At 38.1% G+C, this 23,210-nt stretch carries 23 protein-coding genes; 8 read left to right on the forward strand and 15 right to left on the reverse strand.

Annotated elements, in window-relative coordinates; all coding sequences use genetic code 11:
• Positions 1-187: 187 nt before the first annotated feature.
• On the reverse strand, positions 188-1,078 hold the full coding sequence (locus MHH44_RS15720) for a DMT family transporter (RefSeq protein ID WP_340798990.1): 891 nt from the start codon (positions 1,076-1,078) through the stop codon (positions 188-190).
• A 141-nt stretch (positions 1,079-1,219) separates the two neighbouring features.
• On the opposite strand from MHH44_RS15720, the gene MHH44_RS15725 reads away from it, so the two are divergent.
• Positions 1,220-1,939 (forward strand): MgtC/SapB family protein, encoded by a 720-nt coding sequence (locus MHH44_RS15725; protein WP_008408857.1) that lies wholly within the window; start codon positions 1,220-1,222, stop codon positions 1,937-1,939.
• 14 nt (positions 1,940-1,953) lie between these two features.
• Positions 1,954-2,943 carry a cation diffusion facilitator family transporter gene (locus MHH44_RS15730; protein ID WP_065216286.1) on the forward strand — a complete coding sequence of 330 codons (990 nt, stop codon included), beginning with the start codon at positions 1,954-1,956 and terminating at the stop codon, positions 2,941-2,943.
• Between the two features lie 60 nt (positions 2,944-3,003).
• Here MHH44_RS15730 and MHH44_RS15735 read toward each other — a convergent pair whose 3' ends face one another.
• From MHH44_RS15735 to yugI, 3 genes are all read right to left on the reverse strand, one after another.
• Complete coding sequence (locus MHH44_RS15735; protein WP_008408853.1) at positions 3,004-4,167, reverse strand: iron-containing alcohol dehydrogenase; 1,164 nt, start codon at positions 4,165-4,167, stop codon at positions 3,004-3,006.
• Between the two features lie 68 nt (positions 4,168-4,235).
• Positions 4,236-5,480, reverse strand: a complete 1,245-nt coding sequence (locus MHH44_RS15740; protein WP_008408851.1) for a Glu/Leu/Phe/Val family dehydrogenase — start codon at positions 5,478-5,480, stop codon at positions 4,236-4,238.
• A gap of 230 nt (positions 5,481-5,710) precedes the next feature.
• Positions 5,711-6,085: a S1 domain-containing post-transcriptional regulator GSP13 gene (gene yugI, locus MHH44_RS15745; protein ID WP_008408849.1), complete on the reverse strand. Its 375-nt coding sequence runs from the start codon at positions 6,083-6,085 to the stop codon at positions 5,711-5,713.
• A gap of 246 nt (positions 6,086-6,331) precedes the next feature.
• On the opposite strand from yugI, the gene MHH44_RS15750 reads away from it, so the two are divergent.
• Positions 6,332-7,660 carry a sodium-dependent transporter gene (locus tag MHH44_RS15750; protein ID WP_008408847.1) on the forward strand — a complete coding sequence of 443 codons (1,329 nt, stop codon included), beginning with the start codon at positions 6,332-6,334 and terminating at the stop codon, positions 7,658-7,660.
• A 111-nt stretch (positions 7,661-7,771) separates the two neighbouring features.
• The gene (locus MHH44_RS15755; RefSeq protein ID WP_008408845.1) at positions 7,772-7,978 is read left to right on the forward strand and encodes a helix-turn-helix domain-containing protein; all 207 of its coding nucleotides are present in this window, start codon (positions 7,772-7,774) and stop codon (positions 7,976-7,978) included.
• A gap of 36 nt (positions 7,979-8,014) precedes the next feature.
• On the opposite strand, the gene MHH44_RS15760 is transcribed toward MHH44_RS15755, so the two are convergent.
• Positions 8,015-8,275 carry a YugE family protein gene (locus MHH44_RS15760; RefSeq protein WP_173364534.1) on the reverse strand — a complete coding sequence of 87 codons (261 nt, stop codon included), beginning with the start codon at positions 8,273-8,275 and terminating at the stop codon, positions 8,015-8,017.
• Positions 8,276-8,353: 78 nt separating this feature from the next.
• Between MHH44_RS15760 and MHH44_RS15765 the strand changes: the two genes are divergently transcribed.
• Positions 8,354-9,532, forward strand: coding sequence for a MalY/PatB family protein (locus tag MHH44_RS15765; RefSeq protein ID WP_065216288.1), 1,179 nt, complete (start codon positions 8,354-8,356; stop codon positions 9,530-9,532).
• 66 nt (positions 9,533-9,598) lie between these two features.
• Here the strand turns inward: MHH44_RS15765 and MHH44_RS15770 are convergent, their stop codons facing one another.
• Positions 9,599-9,844, reverse strand: coding sequence for a hypothetical protein (locus MHH44_RS15770; RefSeq protein WP_008408841.1), 246 nt, complete (start codon positions 9,842-9,844; stop codon positions 9,599-9,601).
• A gap of 22 nt (positions 9,845-9,866) precedes the next feature.
• Entirely contained in the window at positions 9,867-10,454 is a 588-nt protein-coding gene (locus tag MHH44_RS15775; protein WP_008408840.1) for a peptidylprolyl isomerase, read from the reverse strand.
• A 187-nt stretch (positions 10,455-10,641) separates the two neighbouring features.
• Here MHH44_RS15775 and MHH44_RS15780 point away from each other — a divergent pair, with 187 nt between their 5' ends.
• Together MHH44_RS15780 and MHH44_RS15785 are read left to right on the forward strand one after the other, a co-directional pair.
• Positions 10,642-11,859 carry an MFS transporter gene (locus MHH44_RS15780; protein ID WP_014823049.1) on the forward strand — a complete coding sequence of 406 codons (1,218 nt, stop codon included), beginning with the start codon at positions 10,642-10,644 and terminating at the stop codon, positions 11,857-11,859.
• 122 nt (positions 11,860-11,981) lie between these two features.
• A complete protein-coding gene (locus tag MHH44_RS15785; RefSeq protein ID WP_339262810.1) occupies positions 11,982-13,832 on the forward strand; it encodes a transglycosylase domain-containing protein in 1,851 nt (616 codons plus the stop codon).
• Positions 13,833-13,896: 64 nt separating this feature from the next.
• On the opposite strand, the gene MHH44_RS15790 is transcribed toward MHH44_RS15785, so the two are convergent.
• The 3 genes from MHH44_RS15790 to MHH44_RS15800 form a co-directional block, all read right to left on the reverse strand.
• Complete coding sequence (locus tag MHH44_RS15790) at positions 13,897-14,457, reverse strand: YufK family protein (RefSeq protein ID WP_008408837.1); 561 nt, start codon at positions 14,455-14,457, stop codon at positions 13,897-13,899.
• A gap of 94 nt (positions 14,458-14,551) precedes the next feature.
• Positions 14,552-14,746, reverse strand: a complete 195-nt coding sequence (locus MHH44_RS15795; protein WP_014823047.1) for a hypothetical protein — start codon at positions 14,744-14,746, stop codon at positions 14,552-14,554.
• Between the two features lie 120 nt (positions 14,747-14,866).
• On the reverse strand, positions 14,867-16,366 hold the full coding sequence (locus tag MHH44_RS15800; protein WP_065216290.1) for a leucyl aminopeptidase: 1,500 nt from the start codon (positions 16,364-16,366) through the stop codon (positions 14,867-14,869).
• Positions 16,367-16,523: 157 nt separating this feature from the next.
• Here MHH44_RS15800 and MHH44_RS15805 point away from each other — a divergent pair, with 157 nt between their 5' ends.
• Positions 16,524-17,003 carry a divergent PAP2 family protein gene (locus MHH44_RS15805; protein WP_081483423.1) on the forward strand — a complete coding sequence of 160 codons (480 nt, stop codon included), beginning with the start codon at positions 16,524-16,526 and terminating at the stop codon, positions 17,001-17,003.
• Positions 17,004-17,079: 76 nt separating this feature from the next.
• On the opposite strand, the gene MHH44_RS15810 is transcribed toward MHH44_RS15805, so the two are convergent.
• The 5 genes from MHH44_RS15810 to MHH44_RS15830 all read right to left on the reverse strand — a co-directional run bounded on the left by MHH44_RS15810 (position 17,080) and on the right by MHH44_RS15830 (position 23,122).
• Positions 17,080-17,406, reverse strand: a complete 327-nt coding sequence (locus tag MHH44_RS15810; protein ID WP_008408831.1) for a YuiB family protein — start codon at positions 17,404-17,406, stop codon at positions 17,080-17,082.
• Between the two features lie 123 nt (positions 17,407-17,529).
• Positions 17,530-18,027: an NUDIX domain-containing protein gene (locus tag MHH44_RS15815; protein ID WP_008408830.1), complete on the reverse strand. Its 498-nt coding sequence runs from the start codon at positions 18,025-18,027 to the stop codon at positions 17,530-17,532.
• A gap of 150 nt (positions 18,028-18,177) precedes the next feature.
• Entirely contained in the window at positions 18,178-19,389 is a 1,212-nt protein-coding gene (locus tag MHH44_RS15820; RefSeq protein WP_340798993.1) for an NAD(P)/FAD-dependent oxidoreductase, read from the reverse strand.
• 150 nt (positions 19,390-19,539) lie between these two features.
• Positions 19,540-20,751, reverse strand: coding sequence for an EAL domain-containing protein (locus MHH44_RS15825; protein WP_008408828.1), 1,212 nt, complete (start codon positions 20,749-20,751; stop codon positions 19,540-19,542).
• 604 nt (positions 20,752-21,355) lie between these two features.
• Positions 21,356-23,122 carry a methyl-accepting chemotaxis protein gene (locus MHH44_RS15830; RefSeq protein WP_339262818.1) on the reverse strand — a complete coding sequence of 589 codons (1,767 nt, stop codon included), beginning with the start codon at positions 23,120-23,122 and terminating at the stop codon, positions 21,356-21,358.
• Positions 23,123-23,210 lie beyond the last annotated feature (88 nt).

Consider the following 23,210-nt stretch of genomic DNA (forward strand, 5'->3'; position numbering starts at 1 on the left):
AACTTCTCAATATTATCATTTCACTATTATTATGTCAATAACATTTTATAATATTTTTTCACTTCATTAGCGACTTCGACTAGTGTAATATACTGTTTCTACGAAGTCAATAATTATTGCGAAATATTTTTGAAGTAACTATCCTCTTAAGGACAAGTAATAATATACCTCAAAAGGATAGTTGAAATCAAGCTTTTTTTCTAAAAAACTTTTTTAGGTCTATTACAAACAACATAATCCCCAAAATAACGACTAATCCTCCTACAATTTGGGAAACAGTCAAATATTCATTGAAGATAAACATTGCAAGTAGCGCAGCACCAACCGGTTCAAATAAAATGGCAATCGAAATTACATTTGTACTCGTCCATTTTAACACCCAGTTGAAAAGATTATGCCCTAATAAGTTTGGAATAATCGCCAATAAAATAAACCACATCCAATCAATCGCCGGATACGGACCGAATGATTCCCCTTTTACAATAATATAAAAGAATAAAGTAACTGTACTTACTGAATAAACGACCATCGTGTATGTAACAAGAGACAATCTTTTCCGTACATCTTGCCCGAACAATAAATAACCCGTTATTAAGGCACAGGCAATCAATGCTAATATATCCCCATAAAGTGCCGTACCACTAATTTTGAAATCTCCCCAGCTAATAAGGACGCTGCCTAAAATCGCAATGCCCCCTGCAATAAATGTCTGGAGCGTTATCTTTTCTTTGAAAAATAAATACGTTCCTATAAAAGCAAATAGCGGCTGCATTGTTACTAACACTGTAGAACTGGCTACAGAAGTGTAATTTAATGATTCAAACCATAAAATAAAATGAAATGATAAAAATACCCCTGCGATTAATGAAAAGACCCAATCGCGTTTTGACAGCACTTTTATTTCATTTTTATATTTCATCAAAAACCACGGGAGCATAATCATTATCGAAAACAGCATACGGTAAAAGGCAATAACTCCAGCATCTGCACTTGAAAGTTTTACAAAAATCGCAGAAAGGGAAACAGAGATTACCCCAATAATAATAGGGATATACGGGTGGATTGGTGGTTTTTCCACTAAAATCCCTTCTTTCTATAATATATTATCTAATACGAAATATTTTGCGATACCTCATATCACATTATCAAACTATACCTTATTAAGAATTATTTTTCGAGAGGATTTGAATTCCATTTAACATGAAGGAGATGTTTGGATATGGAATGGTTAGCGAATGATAAATTTACGTTAGAAATTTTATTAAAATTATTAATTGCGGCTACACTAAGTTTAATTATTGGTATCGAAAGGGAATTGAAAAAGAAGCCAGTCGGTCTAAAGACAAGTTTAGTTATTGCAACGTTTAGTTGTTTACTTACGATTATCTCAATTGAGACTGCCTATTCAACACCTGCACGAGACGATATTAACATTACGATGGATCCATTGCGATTAGCTGCACAAATTGTAAGTGGTATTGGTTTTTTAGGTGCTGGTGTTATTTTGCGTAAGGGGAATGACAGTATAACGGGTCTTACAACAGCAGCAATGATTTGGGGAGCAGCCGGAATCGGAATTGCCGTAGGAGCTGGCTTTTATATTGAAGCTTTTATTACTGTGATTATTGTCGTACTGGGCATTGAACTACTGGCACCTTTTCTGTTTAGATTCGGTCCAAAACGTCTAAGAATGCGTGAAGTATCTTTAATTATCAATACCGACCAAGCAGATAATATAAAAAATCTCGTGGATTATTTGAGGGAGCATGATATGTATATTGATAATATTTCTATCAGGGATGTACCATTTTCTGATAAGCTGTTGCACGAAATCGATATACGATTGTCGACCGTCGAAACGAATCATACAATCGAACTTTACAACCGGCTGCGAAAGTTGGATTATGTAAGAAATATTAAAATAGAATATTTAGATTAACGGAGGAAAACGCAATGGGAGAACTATTTAAATTACTCAAGGATGGTAATAAACCGTCATTACTCGCTGCATTCGTCAATACATTTTTAGGAACGATTAAAGGAGTTGCGTTCTTCTTTACTGGAAATGTTGCGATGTTCGCCGAAATGATGCACTCTTTCGGGGATGCTGCAAACCAATTTTTCGTATTCATAGGCTCTGCCCTAGCAAAAAAGGCTCCTACTCCAAAATTCCCGAATGGTTACGGACGTATAGTTAACTTAGTCTGTTTGGGCGCCGTTTTAATTGTAGCAATCCTTTCATATGAAACAATTAAAGAAGGATGGCATCATTTTATGCATCCTGCAACGGAATCTTCAGGAGTTTTGATTGCTCTTGGTGTATTGGCAATTGGTATCATTCTAGAAGGTTTTGTTTTAAATAAAGCCGCAAAAGAAGTGCTTCATGAAGTTAGCGTAGAACCTAAAGGGATAATAATATTCCAGTCTGCAAAATATTTAAAGCGTGCAAAACCGGCGACAAAGCTTGTATGGATGGAAGACTTAGTGGCGACTTCAGGTAATGTCCTGGCGTTTTTAGCAATTGTTATAGCATATTTCACCGAATTTTACCGATTAGAAGGATTTATTTCAATGGTAATCGGTTTAATGATGTTTTACGTAGTTGGCCGTGTCTTTTTAGATAATGCACGTGGGGCAATTGGAGAAACTGATGAGGAAATGCTTGTGCATATCGGAAATCTTGTGATGGAAGATCCTCATGTAACAGATATCGCACGACTTGAAGTAATTAAAGAAGGCGAATTTTTACATGTTGAACTTATTGCGGAAACAGATCCAAGTTTGTCTCTCGCCTATTTAGATGATGTACGCGATCATTTAACTACACTGCTGTTAAACCAAAAAGGTGTGACAAAAGTTACGTTGGCGTTCGATGAGGATAATGGAGAACGCAGCTGGACACATATCGCTACAAAACCCGAATCAGAAAAAGGCATGATTTAATTGAATCAAGTAAAAAGGAAGCTGGTCCCACTATCCGACCGCTTCCTTTTTTTCACGTTCTTATAAAGACATTTCTAAAATTTTGCGTACATCCTCTGCTTCAAGTTTATTGAAGTTGCCGAATGGACCATATACTAGGCAATGCTCAACCATTTCTTCGAAGTGTGTAGCATCAATATCATAGTCAGCTAAGCGATTCGGGGCACCAAGAGATGTCCAAAACGCTGATAATGCTTCAATACCTTCCAAACCAACTTGTTCCTCTGATTTGTTTGTCGGATCAATATTGAATACATTTACAGCTAATTTTGCAAAACGGGAAGGATTCACATGTAAATTATGCTTCATCCAGTTCGGGAATAAAATAGCTAAGCCGCTTGCATGTGCAATATCGTAATATGCTGATACCGCATGCTCAATATTATGCGTTGCCCAGTCACCGCGTGAGCCTAATGCCAGGAAACCATTTAGGCCGATTGTTCCTGCAAGCATTAATGTTTCACGATGCTCATAGTTAGACGGATCTTTCAATGCTTTTGGTGCAACATCGATTAGCGTACGTAAAATCCCTTCGCTCATTTCATCTGTAATCGGTGTGTTTGTAGCATTGTTGAAATACTGTTCAAAGATATGAGACATTGTATCAACAACACCATTTACCGTTTGGTTTGCCGGCACTGAATAAGTATAGGATGGATCTAAAATCGAGAATTTCGGAAAAGTTGCCGGGCTACCCCAACCATACTTCTCTTTTGTTTCTAAGTTCGTAATAACCGAACCTGAGTTCATTTCAGATGCTGTCGCTGCTAATGTCAGGACTGTCGCTAATGGTAATGCTTCAGTTGCCATAACTTTTCTAGTTACGATATCCCAGGCATCCGCCTCCACTTTTGCACCTGCAACGATTAACTTAGAGCAGTCAATGACCGAACCGCCCCCTACCGCCAACACGATATCAATCTGATTTTCTTTACAAATTTCAATACCTTTACGTGCTGTTTCTACACGAGGGTTTGGTTCGACACCTGATAACTCAAATACATTCATGTTCAAGTCATTTAAAATGGCCATAATATCATCGTATACACCATTCGATTTAATACTTCCCCCTCCATACACGATTAATATATTTTTTCCATATTGCGGAAGTTCTTTTCTTAAATGTTCAATACTCCCTTTACCAAAATGAATCTTTACTGGATTATAAAATGAAAATTCGTTCATTATTAGTTCCCCCTATTTTCAAAAAAGTCCCACTCCAATAATAGGAGTGAGACTTAATAATATAATGTTTATACCCATCCACGGAAGCGAGAGGCCTCGGCAGTGCGGCGAACACCAACCATATATGCAGCCAAACGCATGTTAATATTACGGTTTTGAGCTGTTGTATAAACATTTTCAAATGCAGCAATCATTTTTGAATATAATTTTTCACGTACTTCTTCTTCCGTCCAATAATAACCCATATTGTTTTGTACCCATTCGAAGTAAGATACCGTTACACCACCAGCAGACGCTAAAACATCCGGAACAAGCAAAATACCGCGCTCTGTTAAAATTTTAGTTGCTTCAGCTGTAGTTGGACCGTTCGCTGCTTCTACAACGATGTTTGCTTTAATTTGATGTGCGTTGTCCGCTGTAATTTGATTTTCAATAGCAGCAGGCACTAAAATATCGCAATCCAGTTCCAAAAGCTCTTTGTTTGAAATTGTATTTTCAAACAATGTAGTAACCGTTCCAAATGAATCGCGGCGATCTAATAAGTAATCGATATCCAAACCGTTCGGATCATGTAACGCACCGTGTGCATCTGAAATACCAATAACTTTCGCACCTAAATCACTCATAAACTTCGCTAAGAAACTACCTGCGTTACCGAAGCCTTGAATAACCACTCGTGCGCCTTTAATATCAATATTACGTTTTTTTGCAGCTTCTTCGATCACAATTGTAACACCTTCTGCAGTTGCACGGTCGCGACCTTGTGAACCGCCAAGAACGATTGGTTTACCTGTAATGAATCCTGGCGAGTTAAATTCATCCATACGGCTGTACTCATCCATCATCCAAGCCATAATTTGAGCATTTGTAAATACGTCTGGTGCAGGAATATCCTTCGTCGGGCCAACTACTTGACTAATGGCACGAACATAGCCGCGGCTTAATCGTTCAATTTCACCCATTGACATTTCGCGTGGGTCACAGATAACGCCACCTTTCCCTCCGCCATATGGAAGGTCAACAATACCGCATTTTAACGTCATCCACATCGAAAGCGCTTTCACTTCCTCTTCCGATACCATCGGGTGGAAGCGTACGCCACCTTTTGTTGGACCTACTGCATCATTATGTTGTGCACGGTAACCAGTAAATACTTTTGTCGTACCGTCATCCATTTTTACAGGAATACGCACAGTCAACATACGAAGTGGTTCTTTCAGTAATTCATACATTGCTTCGTCATAGCCTAGTTTATTTAATGCCTCATGAATTACTTCTTGAGTTGATGTAAATAAGTTCAAATTTTCAGCCATTTTATAATTCGCCTCTTTAAATTTTGATGTATTTGGGTCTTTCCGCCAACATTGTAACATACTTTATTCAGAGTTTGTTAAATATTTAGCCACATTTTATACACTTTTAACAATTCCTTTGATAATTAACGAAGAAAGCGCTTTTTTCATGAAATTTGCTCAAAACTGACCTATTGTCTCCATATAAAAAACATGTCCAACTTATTAAAAATAAATTGAACATGTCTTGCTTAATGTCCAGATTGTTCGATCCAATCTTTCAATTTTTCCTTTAAAATTTGAAATCCATCCGCATCCACTTCATCGACCCGATCTTGTAAAGAACGCCGTGGCGGCATATCCCTTCTTCGGTGGAACGGTACTTCCTGCAGCTCGCGTATCGATAAGCTTATTTTTTTTTGATCTGTATCCACATCCAGAACTTTAACTTCTATTTCATCCCCGACGGATAAAAAATCACTTACATCCTTCACAAAACCGTATGTGATTTCAGAAATATGCACAAGTCCCTGCGTATATTCATCTAAAGCAACAAAAGCTCCGTATGGTTGAATTCCTGTCACTTTACCCGTTAGCACGTCACCCACTTCAATTTTTTTTGTCATACGTTGTTCCTACCTTCTTTTCGTATATACGTAAATGTCATGTTAAATTATAACATATGAGACGAGCTGTAACAAAGAATCGCTTTAATCTAGCGTTTTTAAGTCATTAAATAAGAGTCTTTCTAAAAAAATGTAAAAATTTCTTCTCCTTCAATTTGCAGATTCAATAAATTCAAAAAACTTTTTGCTAAATACGTGAATCGTACTGTAAAATGAGTACTTGCATATATATGAGGAGGGTTTTTTTTGTCATCTAGAGATCAATTTACATCTAAGATAGGATTCATACTTGCGGCAGCAGGAAGCGCAATCGGTCTTGGCGCGATTTGGAAGTTCCCCTATATGGCGGGCACGAATGGCGGTAGTGTATTTATTATTTTGTTTGTTCTATGTACTATTTTAATTGGTTTACCGATATTAATCGCAGAATTTATGATTGGACGACGAGGTCAAAAAGATCCGATCACATCTTTTAAAGAGCAGGCTCCAAATAAACCGTGGTTTATGATCGGTTGGATTGGCCTTGTTGCGTGCGGGTTAATATTATCCTTCTATAGTGTTGTAGGTGGTTGGATATTAAGCTATATACTTCGGGCTGTTAGTTTTTCACTTACAGGTCAAGGGGTAAATTTCAGCACTTTGTTCACGGATATCATTTCAAACCCATGGGAAGTGTTAATCGCACAGGCTGCTTTCATGCTTTTAACATTATTCATTGTACAAGCTGGAATAAAAAACGGGATTGAAACAGCAAGTAAATGGATGATGCCGATTCTATTCTTATTTTTCATTTTACTGTTTATTCGTTCTATTACATTGGATGGTGCGATGGAAGGCGTTAAATTCATGTTCGTTCCGGACTGGTCATACCTAAGCGGCGATACTTTAATGTTAGCGTTAGGTCAAGCGTTCTTCTCTCTTAGTATTGGAGTTGCGGCAATGATAACATACGCATCTTATTTATCTAAGAAAGAAAAAATTGTAACTTCTGCTGTAAATGTTGCGAGTATGAATATTGCGATTTCTTTATTGGCAGGCCTTGTTATATTTCCTGCAGTATTCGCATTAGGCTTTTCTCCTACAGAGGGACCTGGCTTAGTATTTATAATGATCCCAGCGGTTTTTGAACAATTGCCATTTGGCGGATTTTTATTGCTGGTATTTTTCATCTTACTCCTGTTTGCAACAGTTACATCCGCGATTGCATTATTGGAAGTGGTCGTTTCAATCGGTATTCGAGAAAAAACAGCTCAGCGTAAAAAAGCCTCTTGGTTATTAGCATCGATTATTTTTATTGTCGGGATCCCCAGTGCTTTGTCATTCGGCATTTTATCGGACATCACCATTTTCGAACGGTCTATTTTTGACTTTGTTGATTATGTAACAAGCGCGATTTTAATGCCGATCGGTGCCTTTTTAACTTCTATTTTTGCCGGATATTATTATTCAAAGAAAATTTCTCGTGAAGAAATGCAGGCATCCCCAATTGTTTATAATTGCTGGTTGTTTATTGTACGTTATGTAGCCCCACTTTCAATTGCGGCTATCTTTATTAATAAAGTTTTCTTTAGTTAAACTTGAAAAACTTGTCCGATTTAAAAATCGGACAAGTTTTTTTTATTATTTAGAGGACTTTATAAGTTGTTGTTCATATGATAGTAAACATATACGGGGAGGAGATGGGAAATGAAATTGCAGTTTCAGGAACAGATGAAAACTTTACGTTCGGAAAAGAATTTATCAATTGAAGAGCTTTCATTACGAACACAAATCAGTATTGAAAAACTGACAGCCTACGAAAACGGTGAGCAAATTCCTTCAACCCAAACCATACTAATTTTATCAACTATTTTGGAAGTTCCGGTTTTGAACTTAATTGACGGATTACATTAAAATGCGGGCGACCTCAGCTTACAGGTCGCCTGCTTTTTATATAATACACTTCGCTTCGAATTTTACGGCAATTAATTTATAAGCGATTGCAACACATTGCTCGAATGGAATCCATTGTTCAAAAGAGTATTCATAAACTCTTTGAATGACTTTTGCCAATGTTGTTGGATCGTCAATATTTTGAAGTGCAGCGACAACATCTGCCGTTTCAGTAGAATAACTATCGGTACCGTAGCTAAAAGGGTCCCACTGTTCCAATAAATGTACACATTTTTGATTCATTTCAATATTATCCATTTGATTCACCTAACTACCTCTTATAATAGTAAGTATGATACCATAATTTGAAAGAAATCATAAGAAAAGAGGATTCAAATGTCTATTTTTAATAAAGTTCATGATCGTCGCGGTTCCGCATCTGTAAAATGGGATATGATGAATGTCGTTTACAATCTGAAAGATAACACTACAGAACTACTGCCGATGTGGGTAGCAGATATGGACTTCCCTCCACCTGCAGCTTTAACAGAAGCACTAAAGGCTCGATTGGAGCACCCTATTTTTGGCTATACATTTGCTGACAACGATGTAAAAAATGCAATTGTTCATTGGTATAAAACGCGCCACCAATGGACGATTGATCCTAACACAATTATTTTCCAGCCTGGTGTTGTGCCGGCAATCGCGACCATTATCGAAACCTTTACAGAGGTTGGTGATAAAATCGGTATGTCCACTCCAGCATACCCACCATTTACCAATGTACCGGCTGCTCAGAAACGTGAAGTCGTAACATGTGAATTAACTGAACAAAATGGTCATTATACGATGGATTTTGCTGAGCTTGAAGAAATATTCCGCGCCGGTATTAAACTATTTGTTTTATGTAATCCGCATAACCCGATCGGTATTGTTTGGAGCCGTGAAGAGCTGGAGCAGTTAGTCGCACTATGTGTTCAATACGATGTCTATCTATTATCCGATGAAATTCATGCGGATATTTCAATACAAAAATCATATACGCCTGTATTAACGTTAGCGAATGCAAACGAGGCAAAAATTATCACATGTATTGCACCAACAAAAACGTTTAATATTGCCGGAATTCATGCAGCAATGATTGTTGCATCAGACCGTAAACTATTTACGGCAATCGAGAAAAATACACAGGCACACGGTAATTTAGGTTTAAATACATTTGCTTCGACTGCTGTAAAGGCTGTCTATTCAGAAGGAGCAGCGTGGTTGGACGATCTTCTTGTTTATATAAAAAACAATATGGAATATGTTGCGAAAGAATTGAACGCTATTGAAGGACTTGATGTGGAAATTCCCGATGCGACGTATTTAATGTGGATTGACTATCGTAAAACAGGGATTGAAGAAAAGGAACTAATGGCACGACTTCTATCAGTAGGACAAGTTGCGCTAGATCCAGGGACAAAATACGGGGAAGCAGGAAGAGGCTTCTTACGTATCAATGTAGCTTGTCCATTCGAACTGTTGCAGGACGGGGTTGAACGCATTAAAAGAACGATGGCAACATTTGAATAATGAATCAAAGGGGCAGCCTGGAAATATTAATTTCCGGACTGCCCCATTTTTATTACATCATTTTGATTATTGCTTTTGGTATTCTTCCTTAGCGTTTTCTTTAGCGATACGCGCATCACGTTCTTTTAATGCGCGTTCTTCCAAAATTTTAGCCTGTGCTGCTTGGCGAGCAGCGATGCGGCGGATGAACCGGAATGTAACAAAAACAATAATCAGTAATATAGCGAATTCAATTGCAGCTGGAAGATAAAGTGATTTGTCTTCCGGGAAATATAAAAAGCCACCAGAGAAATTCATTAAAAATTGGTTCACTAGCCCACACGTCCTTTAAAAATTAGTCAATTACTGTGATTGACTCAATCTTAACATCTTCTTTAGGCTTATCGTGCATATTTCGGTCAACTTTAACAATATTGTCAACAACATCCATACCTTCAACAACTTGGCCAAATACTGTATGTTTACCGTCTAACCACGGTGTACCGCCGTTTTGTTTATAAAATTCTACTTCATCTTTTGACCAGCCGCGCACTTCCATCTGTTTTAACATCGATACTTCAACTTGAGGTGCTTGAACGATAAAGAATTGAGAACCGTTCGTACCAGGGCCCGCATTTGCCATTGATAATGCGCCGCGGATGTTCATTAACTCAGGCACACACTCATCTTCGAATGTACCGCCCCAAATAGACTCGCCGCCCATACCAGTACCAGTTGGATCGCCACCTTGAACCATGAAGTTCGGAATTACACGGTGGAAAATAATACCGTTATAGTAACCTGATTTTGCATGACCTAAAAAGTTTTCAACTGTTTTTGGTGCGTGCTCCGGGAATAATTTAATTTTGATTGAACCCATTGTTGTGTTCATTTCTACCATTACTTCGCCTGGATTTAGTTCTTTCGATAATTGTGGAAACATTTTTGTCTCTCCTTTAAATAAAATGTGGAAAGGATGGGTATAGGTATAGAACCAAACTTCCCCTTTAATACCAAGTCCCAGTTTACCATAACTCTAATATTTTAAGCCACTATGTTGCGAAGGACTTCCTTCGTATTACGAAATAAGCTATACTATATTTTAATAAAAAAGGAAGAATGTGATACTTTTGAAAAATATGCGACATAATTTCATCATCATTTTAGTAGCAAACTTTATTGTTGCAGCGTCTGTTACGATGATTATGCCGTTTTTGTCTTTATATATTGATACGCTCGGTGATTTTTCCGATGATTATGTCCAAACATGGGCGGGCATAATCTTTGCGGCTACATTTATTACCGCATTTTTAATGTCCCCGATTTGGGGGAGAATTGCTGACAAATACGGGTACAAGCCTATCATGATCATCAACTGTTTTGGTGTGGGGTTAAGTATCTTTTTAATGGGCTATGTTCAAAATGTCGAGCAGTTTTTTGTATTGCGACTTGCAATGGGTGTTGTAACAGGCTTTATCCCTACTTCCATTGCGTTTATCAGTAAACATACCCCAAAGGAAGTTGCAGGAAAGACGCTTGGGACATTGCAGATGGGAAGTGTCGGCGGGACATTATTCGGTCCTGTATTAGGAGGCTTGATGGCAGATACTTTTGGCTTTAAATATACATTTCTCATTACCGCAGTCACAATTACAATTGCAGCAACTATTATCATTTTCGGAATTCATGAACCGGCCATTATCCGAAAAGTTAAGAATGCCATTTATTCACGGAAAAACGTAATTTGGGCCATTTTCCATCACCGCCTCATATTAAATGTTATGTTCGTAACTTCTCTCATTCAGATTGGGAACTTTAGTATTCAGCCATTGCTGTCCCTATACGTATCTGAACTTACCCCTTCTCAGGAAGTAGCAATGCTCGCTGGTGTTACATTCAGTGCTGCAGGGCTTGGTAATATATGTTTCGCTAGATTTTGGGGGAAATTAGCTGACCATTATGGTTATGAACGGATTTTATCGTACTTGTTAATATTGGCTGTTATTTTCATCATTCCGCAGGCTTTCGTTACAGAGTTATGGCAGCTGATCATACTACGGTTCTTATTCGGAATTATATCCGGCGGTCTAATCCCGATTACATCCGCGCTTATTCGCCGTGAAGCACCGATTGAAGTACAAGGTGAAATTATGGGCTATAACCAGAGTTTCCGTTTCCTTGGCAATATAATCGGGCCAGTATTAGGCGGGGTTGTAGCAAGCCTAGGTGGAATCCACTCCGTATTTTATACGACCGGCCTGCTATTTTTTATCGGATTTGTCATTATGTCTTTTTTGAAAAAGCTTCCAGTTCAGTATATGGACGAGATGTTAAAAAAACATGGTTAAATGTTCAATGTTTATATGGTATCCTTAAAAAAACAACAGATGATTACGCATGATACGTTTTCATTTTGTTGTTTTTATTTTGGACAATTTTATTGAAGATCCTAGTTAGGGGCCAATCATCCATGAAACAACTTTTCGGCTACATTGTCATTTTATGTAGCATTCCTATACTTCTCCTAATCGGTAATGCGGCTTGGAAGGAAATGGCGAAAGCGGAGCAGTATGAACAATTAATCAAGCGATCTATTGAACTTCCTGAAGTAACTTCTACATCGCCCATCACTTTATATGATGCAAACAGTAAAATTTTTAGTGAAGAATATACTGAATGGTCACAGCCACTTGCGCTGGGTGAAATTCCTGAAATCGCAAAACAGCTATTTATTTTCAGTGAAGATGAAAGTTTTTATCAACATATCGGTTTTGATGTGAGTGCAATCGCCCGTGCACTCATCGCAAATAAATCGGAACAGTCCATCCAACAGGGCGGTTCCACCATTACACAACAGCTTGTCCGCATGCGTTATTTAACAACAGACAAAACATATGAGCGGAAATTAATGGAGCTTTTTTACGCCTACGAAATTGAAAAATCTTTTTCAAAAGACGAAATCTTTGAAATGTACTTAAATGAAATGTATTTCAGCAATCAAGTATATGGAATCGGCGCTGCGGCAACTTATTATTTCAATCGGCCGTTATCAAAACTTTCTATTGCCGAAATCGCTTTTATCTCGGCTATTCCGAACAATCCCTCATTATATGATCCGGTCGTGCATTTTGAAAATACAAAAAGCAGGCAGGAACGATTAATCGATAAACTAACCGAACATCGGGTTATTACAGCGGATGAGGCAAATACATTTAAAAATGAACCGATCAAGTTAAATATAAAGCAAAAAGCCCAGCAATATCCGAGTTACAGTACATTCGTTTTACAAGAACTGAAATGGCTGATTGCCGAACAAACGGGTTACCGTGAAAAAATCGACAATACGTCAGATAAATTGGAAAAGGAGTTTCTACAGTTAGAACTGCAGAAAAAAACAGAAGCTATTTTACGTCAAGGAGTTCATGTATATACTGCGCTACAACCTGATAAACAGCGGCAGGACGAGGCAGCCATTAATCAAATTTTACCGAAAACGGATTTACAGGCGAGTGCAACGATTATTGATAATGAAACACGCGAAGTGATCAGCATTTTTGGCGGAAAGAATTATAGAAAGCATGACTTGCACCGTGCATTCCAATCACCAAGACAGCCGGGTTCTGCATTTAAGCCGATCAGTGTGTTTGCTCCTTACTTTGAAGAAACTTCCGCTACGCCTTATTCGATCGTAAATGGCGGTCCGTACTGTGTCGGGAATTTCTGCCCGGACAACTATGGACGCATTTGGTACAACAACATTACAGTGGAAACCGCATTCAAAAACAGTATTAATACAAGTGCTTTACGTTTGTTTAATTCCATAGGGGTTGATACAGCATTTCGTTATATTAACCGCTTCAATTTCGAATCGATCATAGAAAAAGACCGGACATTTGCCGCAGCATTGGGCGGATTAACATATGGTGTGACTTCACTGGAAATGGCCGATGCATACTCCAGCTTTATCGATGGCTATTACCTGCCTGTCCATAGCATTCGGAAAGTAACGGATTTAACAGGGGAAACGATTTTTAGCTGGTCGCACAAACGGGAGGAAATATGGTCTGCATCGACAACGAAAACGATGCGCAGCCTTCTGAATGAAACGGTGGCTACCGGTACCGGGCGAGGTCTTTATAGCTCATCCGGCTATATCGGAGCCAAGACCGGAACGACGAATGAATTTAAAGATTATTGGGTTGCCGGGTTGACGAATGATTATACGGCAGCTGTATGGATCGGTTATGATCAGCCTCGTTCAATGGAAGCAATCGAACGCGCAAAAATCCATTTTTCTATATTCAATGCAATAACAGAATAAAAAAAAGCTTGTTAGTTTTAAATAGCGCACCTCCCCCGCTAAATCCTAACAAGCTTTTTTTATACTATGCGAACGGTAAGCTCGCGAGAATCCCGTTGTACAGCTTAATAACGGCATAGACGACAAGAGCCAGTAAAAGAAACCAGGTAAGTACTTCAAAAAAGATTAAACCGATCACACCTGCAATGGACATGTACTGACTCTTCTTATAAACGTTATAAATAAAATAACAAAAAATCGTGAACACAAAAATGCCGACTAAAATTAGTAAGGATTGACTTCCAATTACCGAAGCAAATGCTCCAAAAAAGAAGATGACATATCCACCGCGTGCTGCATGGATCGTTTGCCCTTCTTTATCTTTTGAGAAGAACAGCATTCCAAGCTCATGAATCGTTTCCCCGATCAGCTTCAATGCTGAAAAAATCATGAAAAATAGTAGTACAAATACAATCAGTAATACGAAACGCAGCTCCAGATCCGATAAAAATTCACGCATTCCATTATAGACGCCGATTGCATGAAGCAATTGTAGTGATTCTGATATGGCTAACATACTGAAAGAAAAACTGAATAAAATGATTGTAATGAATGGTAAGTAGCCATATAAATATGGATTTTTCATAATTTTGGTCCCTCAAAACTCGTAATATTTCTCTTTCTCATCATAGCTAACTATGAGGGGACGAGCAAGCCTCTCCTTATCAACTTCCGCATACTTACCAGTAGCGTCTCGGATAGCGCGGATAATAAGGTGGATAGTAGTAATTAGGCGGATACGGTTGATAATACGGCGGATATGGTCCGTAACGATTATTCAATGAACCTCCTAAAAAACCTCCTAAAAAGCTCCCTAAAAACGGAACCCCAAATGGATATCCGAATCCAAAACCTGGATTATAGCGATTAACCATGTTCATGTCCTCCTCCCTTATGAATAGTGTATTCATAATTATGAGAGCCGCTAGTCACCCGCCTAAAAATGAAAAAGATGCTTTGCAAGTTTTTCCTTGCAAAGCATCCAGGAGGATTAATTAGTTATCGCGTAATTCTACTAATGCTGCCAAAGTACGTACCATTGCGCCTGTGCCGCCTTTTGGTCCTAATGCATGCGGTGCATCCGCATCAGATGTCCCTGCTATATCAAGATGAACCCAAGGCGTACCCTCTGCAAACTCTCCAACAAAGCCACCGCCGAAAATCATATGGCCGTCACGACCCGGCGAGTTATTTAAATCTGCAACTTCCGATTTACGGATACGCTTTTTATCGCTTTCTGTTAATGGTAAGCGCCATACAAACTCGCCTGTTTCAAGCGCCGCACCCATAAACTCTTCGAAAAATTCCTCGTTATTTGTTAAAGCACCTGTTTTATCTTTCCCTAATGCTACAATTACGCCACCAGTTAATGTTGCAACATCGATTAAATAGTTGGCACCTTGCTGCTTTGCATATGTCATGGCATCTGCCAATACTAAACGGCCTTCTGCATCTGTATTTAATACTTCCACTGTTTTGCCGTTGTACATTGTAATGACATCATCCGGCTTAAATGCATCCCCTGATACCATATTGTCTGTAGAACCGATGACAGCAACGACATTTTGTTTCGGACGAGTTTCACCGATAATGCGCATTGCACCAAGAACTGCAGCAGCACCGCCCATATCACCTTTCATGCCGACCATGCCTTCACGCGGTTTTAATGAGTAGCCGCCTGTATCGTATGTTACCCCTTTTCCGACAAAGCCGATGACATCTTCCCATTCAGGTTTTCCTTGGTATTTCAGTGTAATTAAACGTGGCTCTTCTACAGACCCTTTATTAACAGATAAAATACCGCCCATACCCAATTCTTCCATTTGGGCTTTATTTAATACTTCGACTTCTAAGCCATAAATATTGGCAAGCTCTGTTGCATAGTCTGCTAAGTCACTTGCTGTCAGTAAATTAGGAGGTAAGTTGATTAATGTACGCGCTTCATTTACAGCATCCGCATAAATTTTCCCGACTTCAAAATTTCCAATGACATCTTCCATATTTGCTTCCGTCACAAATTGAATTTGATCAAAATACGTATTCGGCTCATTTGAAGACGTTTTATAATTTTGTACGGAATAATAACCTAAATTCAAACCTTCACCAGCTAAATACGCGACTTCCGCTTCTTCCAACTGATCTGTTGTAAAAGATTCTACCCAAACTGCCGCGTCGCTTACTTTTGCCGCTTTCAGTTCTTTACCAACAGCTGCAAATACCTCACGTAATTCGTTTGCTGTTATATTTTTGCGTTCACCGATACCGACAAAGTAAATACGTTTAAGTGAAGAATGACTGCCCGAATACGGCAATTTCGTAATTTTTTTAACGTCCGACGAAATTTCGCCTGCATGAAGCCATGTGTCAATGACATCTCCATAAAATTCACTAAACGCTGACCAGTTTTTCATTTGCTCACGATGCTTTTGTACTCCGATAATCAATGTTTCAGAAGTTTGTGTTTCAAATGTTTTAGCTGCTGATTCAATATTCATAGTTTAAAACCTCCTAATGTATAGTTTTATTATATACAAAACTGTTTAATTCGGGTAACGAAACATCCAATAATTTTTATTTTTCTGTGAGTTTAAATTCAAACGAATGTAGGGAAAATGATATAATTATAGCAATGAGGAGAAAGTAGGTGTAATTATCGAACTTCTACAAAATACGCCACTTTGGCTTGGGGTTTTTGCGATTATTTTTGCGCAAGTTTTAAAAGTACCGATTCATTTTATCATAACGAGAAAAGTGGATTGGAGCTTGCTGACATCTACTGGCGGAATGCCGAGTTCCCATTCTGCAGCTGTGACAAGTGTTGCTACGGCAGTTGGTATTGAGACCGGATTCGATTCACCGACTTTTGCTGTTGCAGCGATGCTGGCAGGAATTGTCATGTACGATGCGAGTCATGTACGCTTTCAGGCTGGACAACATGCTGCAGTTTTAAACGAACTGCGCCACGATCTTCGGTTGTTTTTTGATGAAATTAAGCGCTGGCCGGAAATGAATGAGCAAGAAAAAATAGAGGATTTAAAAACATTATTAGGTCATAAAAAAAGTGAAGTATTCGTCGGAGGATTTGCAGGGATTGTTTTTGCTGCTTTATGGTACACCATTCAAATATTATAAAATAGGAGGTATGTTAAAGGCCAAACCGGCTTTAACACACCTCCATATTTTTTTGCAGGCAATCCGCTGAAGTAACCTAAAACATGCGATATCCTGCTTTTCGCAGTGCAATCATGACAAAGCCGGATACAATTGCCCCGCCAAAACCACCAGCTAAGATGATGATATCAACGAGCTGTAATGCCTGAATTTTATCGATTAAAGCCGGAAATGCTGTCCCCGCTTTAAAGAAATAATCTAAAAAACTTACTTCATCAATGATAAAAACTACGACAACCGGATAGACAATTGCCATCAACCATGTCATCCGCAATAACATATTCAATAAAAAGCCGATTCCGAAAAACATGACAAAAAATAATACGACGGAAATGATTACTTGTACTAACGAAACATCATTCATGTTATGTATACCCCCATTAATCTATCATAATTTTACATGATATAACGGGTCCTTTCAATTCAACATCCAAAATAACGTATAGAATACTAATATTGTCAAAATTCCTTCATAAAGTAAATAGTTTTATTTTTTGAAAAACAGATGATATTCGCTATAGCCAAATACATCTCCCGGGTTCACACCTTCAATAATCGGGTGAATATGTTGTGCTGCATGCTGGTTAGCCATTTCTCTGAGCATGACCGATGACAGTTCATGATGGATAATCTCATTTGGTGCCATCCAGCATGCTTCACCGATTTCTCTTTCCTGCAAAGTAAATGGCTGGTCATTATCGACTGGCTTACAATAAAAAATCGCCATATTGTCACTAATATCATTCAAAATTACACCGGAACGGAAACCCACTAGTCCCTTTACTTCACAAACAATTCCCGTCTCCTCCAACACTTCACGCGTGACAGCATTCGTAACGGTTTCGGCTGGCTGGACAAATCCTGCCGGTAGGGACCATGCCCCTTTTAGTCCCCCATATGTTTTTTTGACGAGCAGCCACTCTCCTGCTGAATTTTCTACAATTGCAGCCACTCCAAGCCATACTTTTCCACGATCCTTTTTCATTAACATCAATCCCCTTTGCTATGCTGATAAGGTCCGGTAGCTAGTCTCCCGCTTATCCTTTTCTCCCGGTTTAATAATTACTACCTGAATGTGGGATAAAAAAACTTGCAAAGGATGCGTTATACACTCGTTTGCAAGTTTGAAGTTTGTTTATATAAATTTGAATTTCCCTTTTTTCAATGTTAAGCCGACACCGCCGACTAAATATAATGCGCGGTCGTCTACGACTTTCTTTAACGCGGATGCAGGTTTACCTGTAAATTTACGACCGAATGCTGTTCCGATTGCATCTTCCTGACCTAATGAACAAACAGCCCCCTTATCATCGTAAACAAATACTTCTGTCGGTTCATCATTCATTATATGTTTAATATTTTTCGCAATAATAGCGCCTTGCTGCATCGCAATTTGAGCTGTCGGCGGATAAGGTCTGCCAGTTTCCTCATTCAGTAAAAATGCACAGTCTCCTACGATAAAGACATCGTCAAAGCCCGGTGCACGCATATCTTCATGAACTGCAATACGTGCACGGTTTGATTCAATACCGGAAGACTCGATTAAGGCATTTCCACGTACTCCCGCAGCCCAAACAACGGTACCGGCTTTAATGAATTCCGTGTTTCCTTCATCCTTTTTAATTTTCACACCTTCTGCAGTTGCTTCCACAATAGGTGTACCGATTGAAAATTCCACACCTTTTTTACGTAACTGTTCCTGTGCATAATTGACTAACTCCGGATCAAATCCTGGTAATACAGTCGGTGCTGCCTCTACGCAAAGAAGGCGTACTTTTTCCTGTGGGATATCAAATTCTCTGCATAGTTCAGGAATCCGGTTACCGAGCTCCCCTAAAAATTCAATTCCTGTAAAACCGGCACCGCCTACGACAATCGTAAGCTTACTGTCGTCTTTTACTTCATCCAAAATCCAAGAAGCAAACTGATATTCGATATGCTCACGGACTTGGCGAGCGGTATTAATATTCGTCAATGATAATGCATGTTCCTTCAGGCCGGGAATTCCGAATGTTTCCCCTTCGAATCCTAAACCGATCACTAAATAATCATACGTAAACTCACCGGCAGATGTCTCTACTTTCTTTGTGTTGACATCAATGTTTTCTACATTTGCGATGACAAACGTTACATTGTCATTAATCACTTTTGAAATCGGATAACGTGCTTTATCCGGTGAAATCGTACCTGCCCCTACTTCATGCAGCCAAGTTGTTTCATAATGATAGTCGTTTTTGTTCACTAAAATAATTTCTGCTTCGTGTGTATTGATTAACTTTTGAAGATTTACAATTGTAGTTAATCCCCCGTACCCCGCGCCTAATACTAAAATAGTCGGTCTCTTCATTCAATCAAACCCCTTCATTTTAATGAACCGGCGCTATAAATCTATTGGCTATTTTTATAGAACGCCAGTAAACGGTTTATTACTGAAATACTAACATAATAGTAGCGTTTTTCCTGCGCGATTTCAAACAAATGGATATGATACGATCCGTCAATTTACAATATTATATTCATATAAATAATCGTATTTAATGTCAATGAACAAAAATTCTTCATTCGAAATGGCCATTGAATATGTTCGTGTCAACTCGCCTGTTTCAATATCACTGTATACTGAGGACAGCTCGCCTTTATTGTCTTTTGTCATTTTAATAATGTTCAACAGGAAATAAGGACGCCAGCTCCAGTTTTTTCCGATAATTTCTTCTTGCTTTTCCCATTGTTCGTCTTTCCAACGGATATTCGGAGATGTTTGGAAACCATTACTGTCGCAAATATAAATACGAAACGCGCATTTTTCCAAAGCCTTTGCCAGCTGCATTAGTTTATCAATTTGTGAAGTGGATGGATTGATCTGATCGACTGTTGAACAAATTGTCCGTTCAAGACGCTTCATTTCCTCATATTTATGCAGAAGCAGCTTTTTCTCCGTTGCTATAAACTGCTCACACTCTTTGCGGAAACGTTCTTTTAAAGAATCGCGCACTTGCAGCTCCTTATGCGGCAGTTGCAAATAAGGGCCTTTGAAATAACGAGTCCCGTTTTTCCATCCATGCTGTAACTGGTACACCGTTTCAATATTTTCAACTAATAATTGCGTACCCATCTTTACAGCGAGTGTTCGGATAGTTGAAAACGCATGGTTTTGCGAACCCCACAAATTGTAGTTCAACTGACCAACATTGATTTTAAGAATAGCAGGTTCGAGTAGTAATATATTTTCAAGCTGAGTTTGCGAGCCGACATCTGCCAATGCAATTTTAACTCCGTATGTTTTGATATATCGAATTAAATGCTGAAGCTGGTTCAACTCCCCCTCAAAAAGATGTTCCGTCATGACTAACGTAATATTCGGAAGATTCGATTCAGCAACTGTTTCTTTCAGCATCGAAAAATAACTTTCTCCAAAATCCAGCAAAAGCAGTTCGGGATTGCATGGGATATATAAACCGACATCATCAATTAAATGAGCAACATTTTGTAATGATCTGCGGACAAAGATTTGCTCAATTTCTGCTCTAATATCTGCTGGTACGTCCTTTTCATATGTAAACTGCTCGATATTAATCATTTCTTTTTCATTTTCACTTTCCACTTGGCCTATCGCTTCATAAGCCACGATGCGATGTCCATCTGCACTATAGATTGGCTCATATAAAATTTCGATTTGATCTAGCTTATCCAGTAATTCTAAAACACTCATTAAAAAAAGCCCCCTAGCAGTATGGTGATAACTCTATAATAATTCAAACCTTATAATAATACAAAACGACATATTAAAACATAGTTATTTTATAGGAAATATAAGTTTTAATAGTTAAAATAATTAAATTTCATACGATAGTGAAAAAATTTCATTTTAAATACTAAAGGGACACCCTAATTCGGATGAGACTATATAAATAAATTTTAATAATGCAAACGTATTCCTGTTATGTTAGAGTTAAGCAAACTAAATGAGGTGCTTACTTGGATGAGCTGGCGAGAAGGAAATGTTTAGAGGAAATACGGCTCCATAAGGTACGCACTAAGAAATTACGAATATTGATCACTAATACTGATAATATTGAAGTTAAAATGCAGTTAACCAAAGGATTACTTTGGCATATTAAGCGAAAACGAGAGTTAAGAAAAATGCTGATAGATGATATTGGTTCAGATTCATAAATAGGTTGATCGGTTAGTTCCGTAATATAAAAGCAGTTTTTTATTTACTACATATAACTACCAGAGAGACCACAAAAAAGCGACCAACAACGAGAATAAATCGTTGTTGGTCGCTTTGTGTTTTTTTATGCTAAATAAATTTAAAGTTTAAATTCTCTTACTAATGTATTAAGTTCTTCTGCTAAATTGGCAAGATGTTTCGAACTTCCTGCTACCTCTTCCATTATACTGCTTGTTTGTTGAACAGAAGCGGAAGTTTGTTCAATGCCCGCTGCAGATTCTTCAGATACTGATGCAATTTCTACAACAGAACTGTTCATCTCCTGTGTACTTGCTGAGATTTCTGATAAATTTTTACCGATAGTTGTAATACTATTTACCATTTCAGTTACAGCAACACTAATTCCTTCGAAAGTTTCTCCCGTTGACTCAATTTGTGTTTTCCCGAGTTCGACTTCTTTATACCCAACTTTTAGTGAGTCAGACACAATAAAAGTTTCTTTTTGTATATTGTCTACAATTCCTGTGATATCTGTTACAGAATTGGATACTTGTTCAGCCAGTTTTCTTACCTCATCAGCAACTACTGCAAATCCTTTTCCATGTTCGCCAGCCCTTGCAGCTTCAATAGCAGCATTTAAAGCAAGAAGATTTGTCTGATCCGCTACATCCTTAATGACGGTAACTAGATTAGATATTTCCTGTGATTGCTTATCCAACCCTGCAACCTTTTCGACGGATTCATTTACAATGGAATGAATTTTTTCCATCTGTTGAATCGATTGTTTCATTAACTCTGCTCCGTCATTGGTCATACTTAGAACGGCTTTTGAATTTCCTTCTATTCGTAACCCACTTTCATTTGCCTCTTGGACTGTTTCTACAAAAGTATTCATTACCGAAGCTAAATCACTTGCATTATTAGCCTGTGTTTCAGAACCAGCAGCTAATTCTTGAACAGTAGATGCCACTTGTTCTGATCCCATTTTCACTTCATCGGCAGATTGAGATAGTTCTTCACTATGACTAGTTAATGTCTCTGAAGTTTCGGAAACTTTTTTCATTGAATTTCTAAGATTGTTATGTAATAAATTCATAGCATCTGCCAATCTACTTATTTCATCTTTTGATTTAATGAGCAATAATTCTTTCGTTAAATCACCATTTGCAAGATAAGCCATCTGTTCAGTTACTTTTATAATTGGTTTAGTAATTAGATTTGCAGAGAACCAAATGATGATAACTCCTAAAATGATTGAAATACCACTAACAATAAGAATAATATTAAACAACTCAGTAGCAGGCTGATTAAAATCCGTCATATAGGTACTGGCGGTCACTACCCAATCCCAGTTTGGATCAACTTTCGAATAGGAAACCTTCTCTTCAATTTGCTCTTTATTATTTGGTAATGCTGAATTATAAAAAGTAAAACCACCGCCGTTATTGGCTATTTTAATCATCTCTTGAGCAAATTTTATACCGTTTTCATCCTCATCATCCCATGCACTAGCACCCTCTTTAGATGGATGTGCAATTCGAGTTCCTTCTTGACTATATACAATCATATAGCCATTTTCACCTAGATCTATAGAAGCATTAATATTTCGGGTCCCATCCCCATTCTTCTCACCTAGAATAATCCCCTTTACTTTCTCTTGAGCACTTTCAAGGGAAATTGTTCCTTTTGAAACTTCCGAATTGTATGCTTCGATTGTTGCAAGTGTAAATTCAACACTGTTTTGCAAGTTTGTTTTACCTATTTGCTCTAAACTGGTAGAACTTTTCTGGTAACTTGTCATTCCTATTACTATCATTGGAACTATCAATAGTAAAATAGAAATTCCAATTAATTTTGATTTAATAGATGAGTGAAATTCAGGTTTAGATTTAGCTTGTTTTTTCAATTAATATACACCCCTTGTATTTATAGAACTATCATTTCATTTTGTTTTGCAACTAATTAAATTCCCCTATTTATAGCATTAATTGACT

The organism is Solibacillus sp. FSL K6-1126, from assembly GCF_038003445.1.
Classification (GTDB): Bacteria; Bacillota; Bacilli; order Bacillales_A; family Planococcaceae; genus Solibacillus; species Solibacillus silvestris.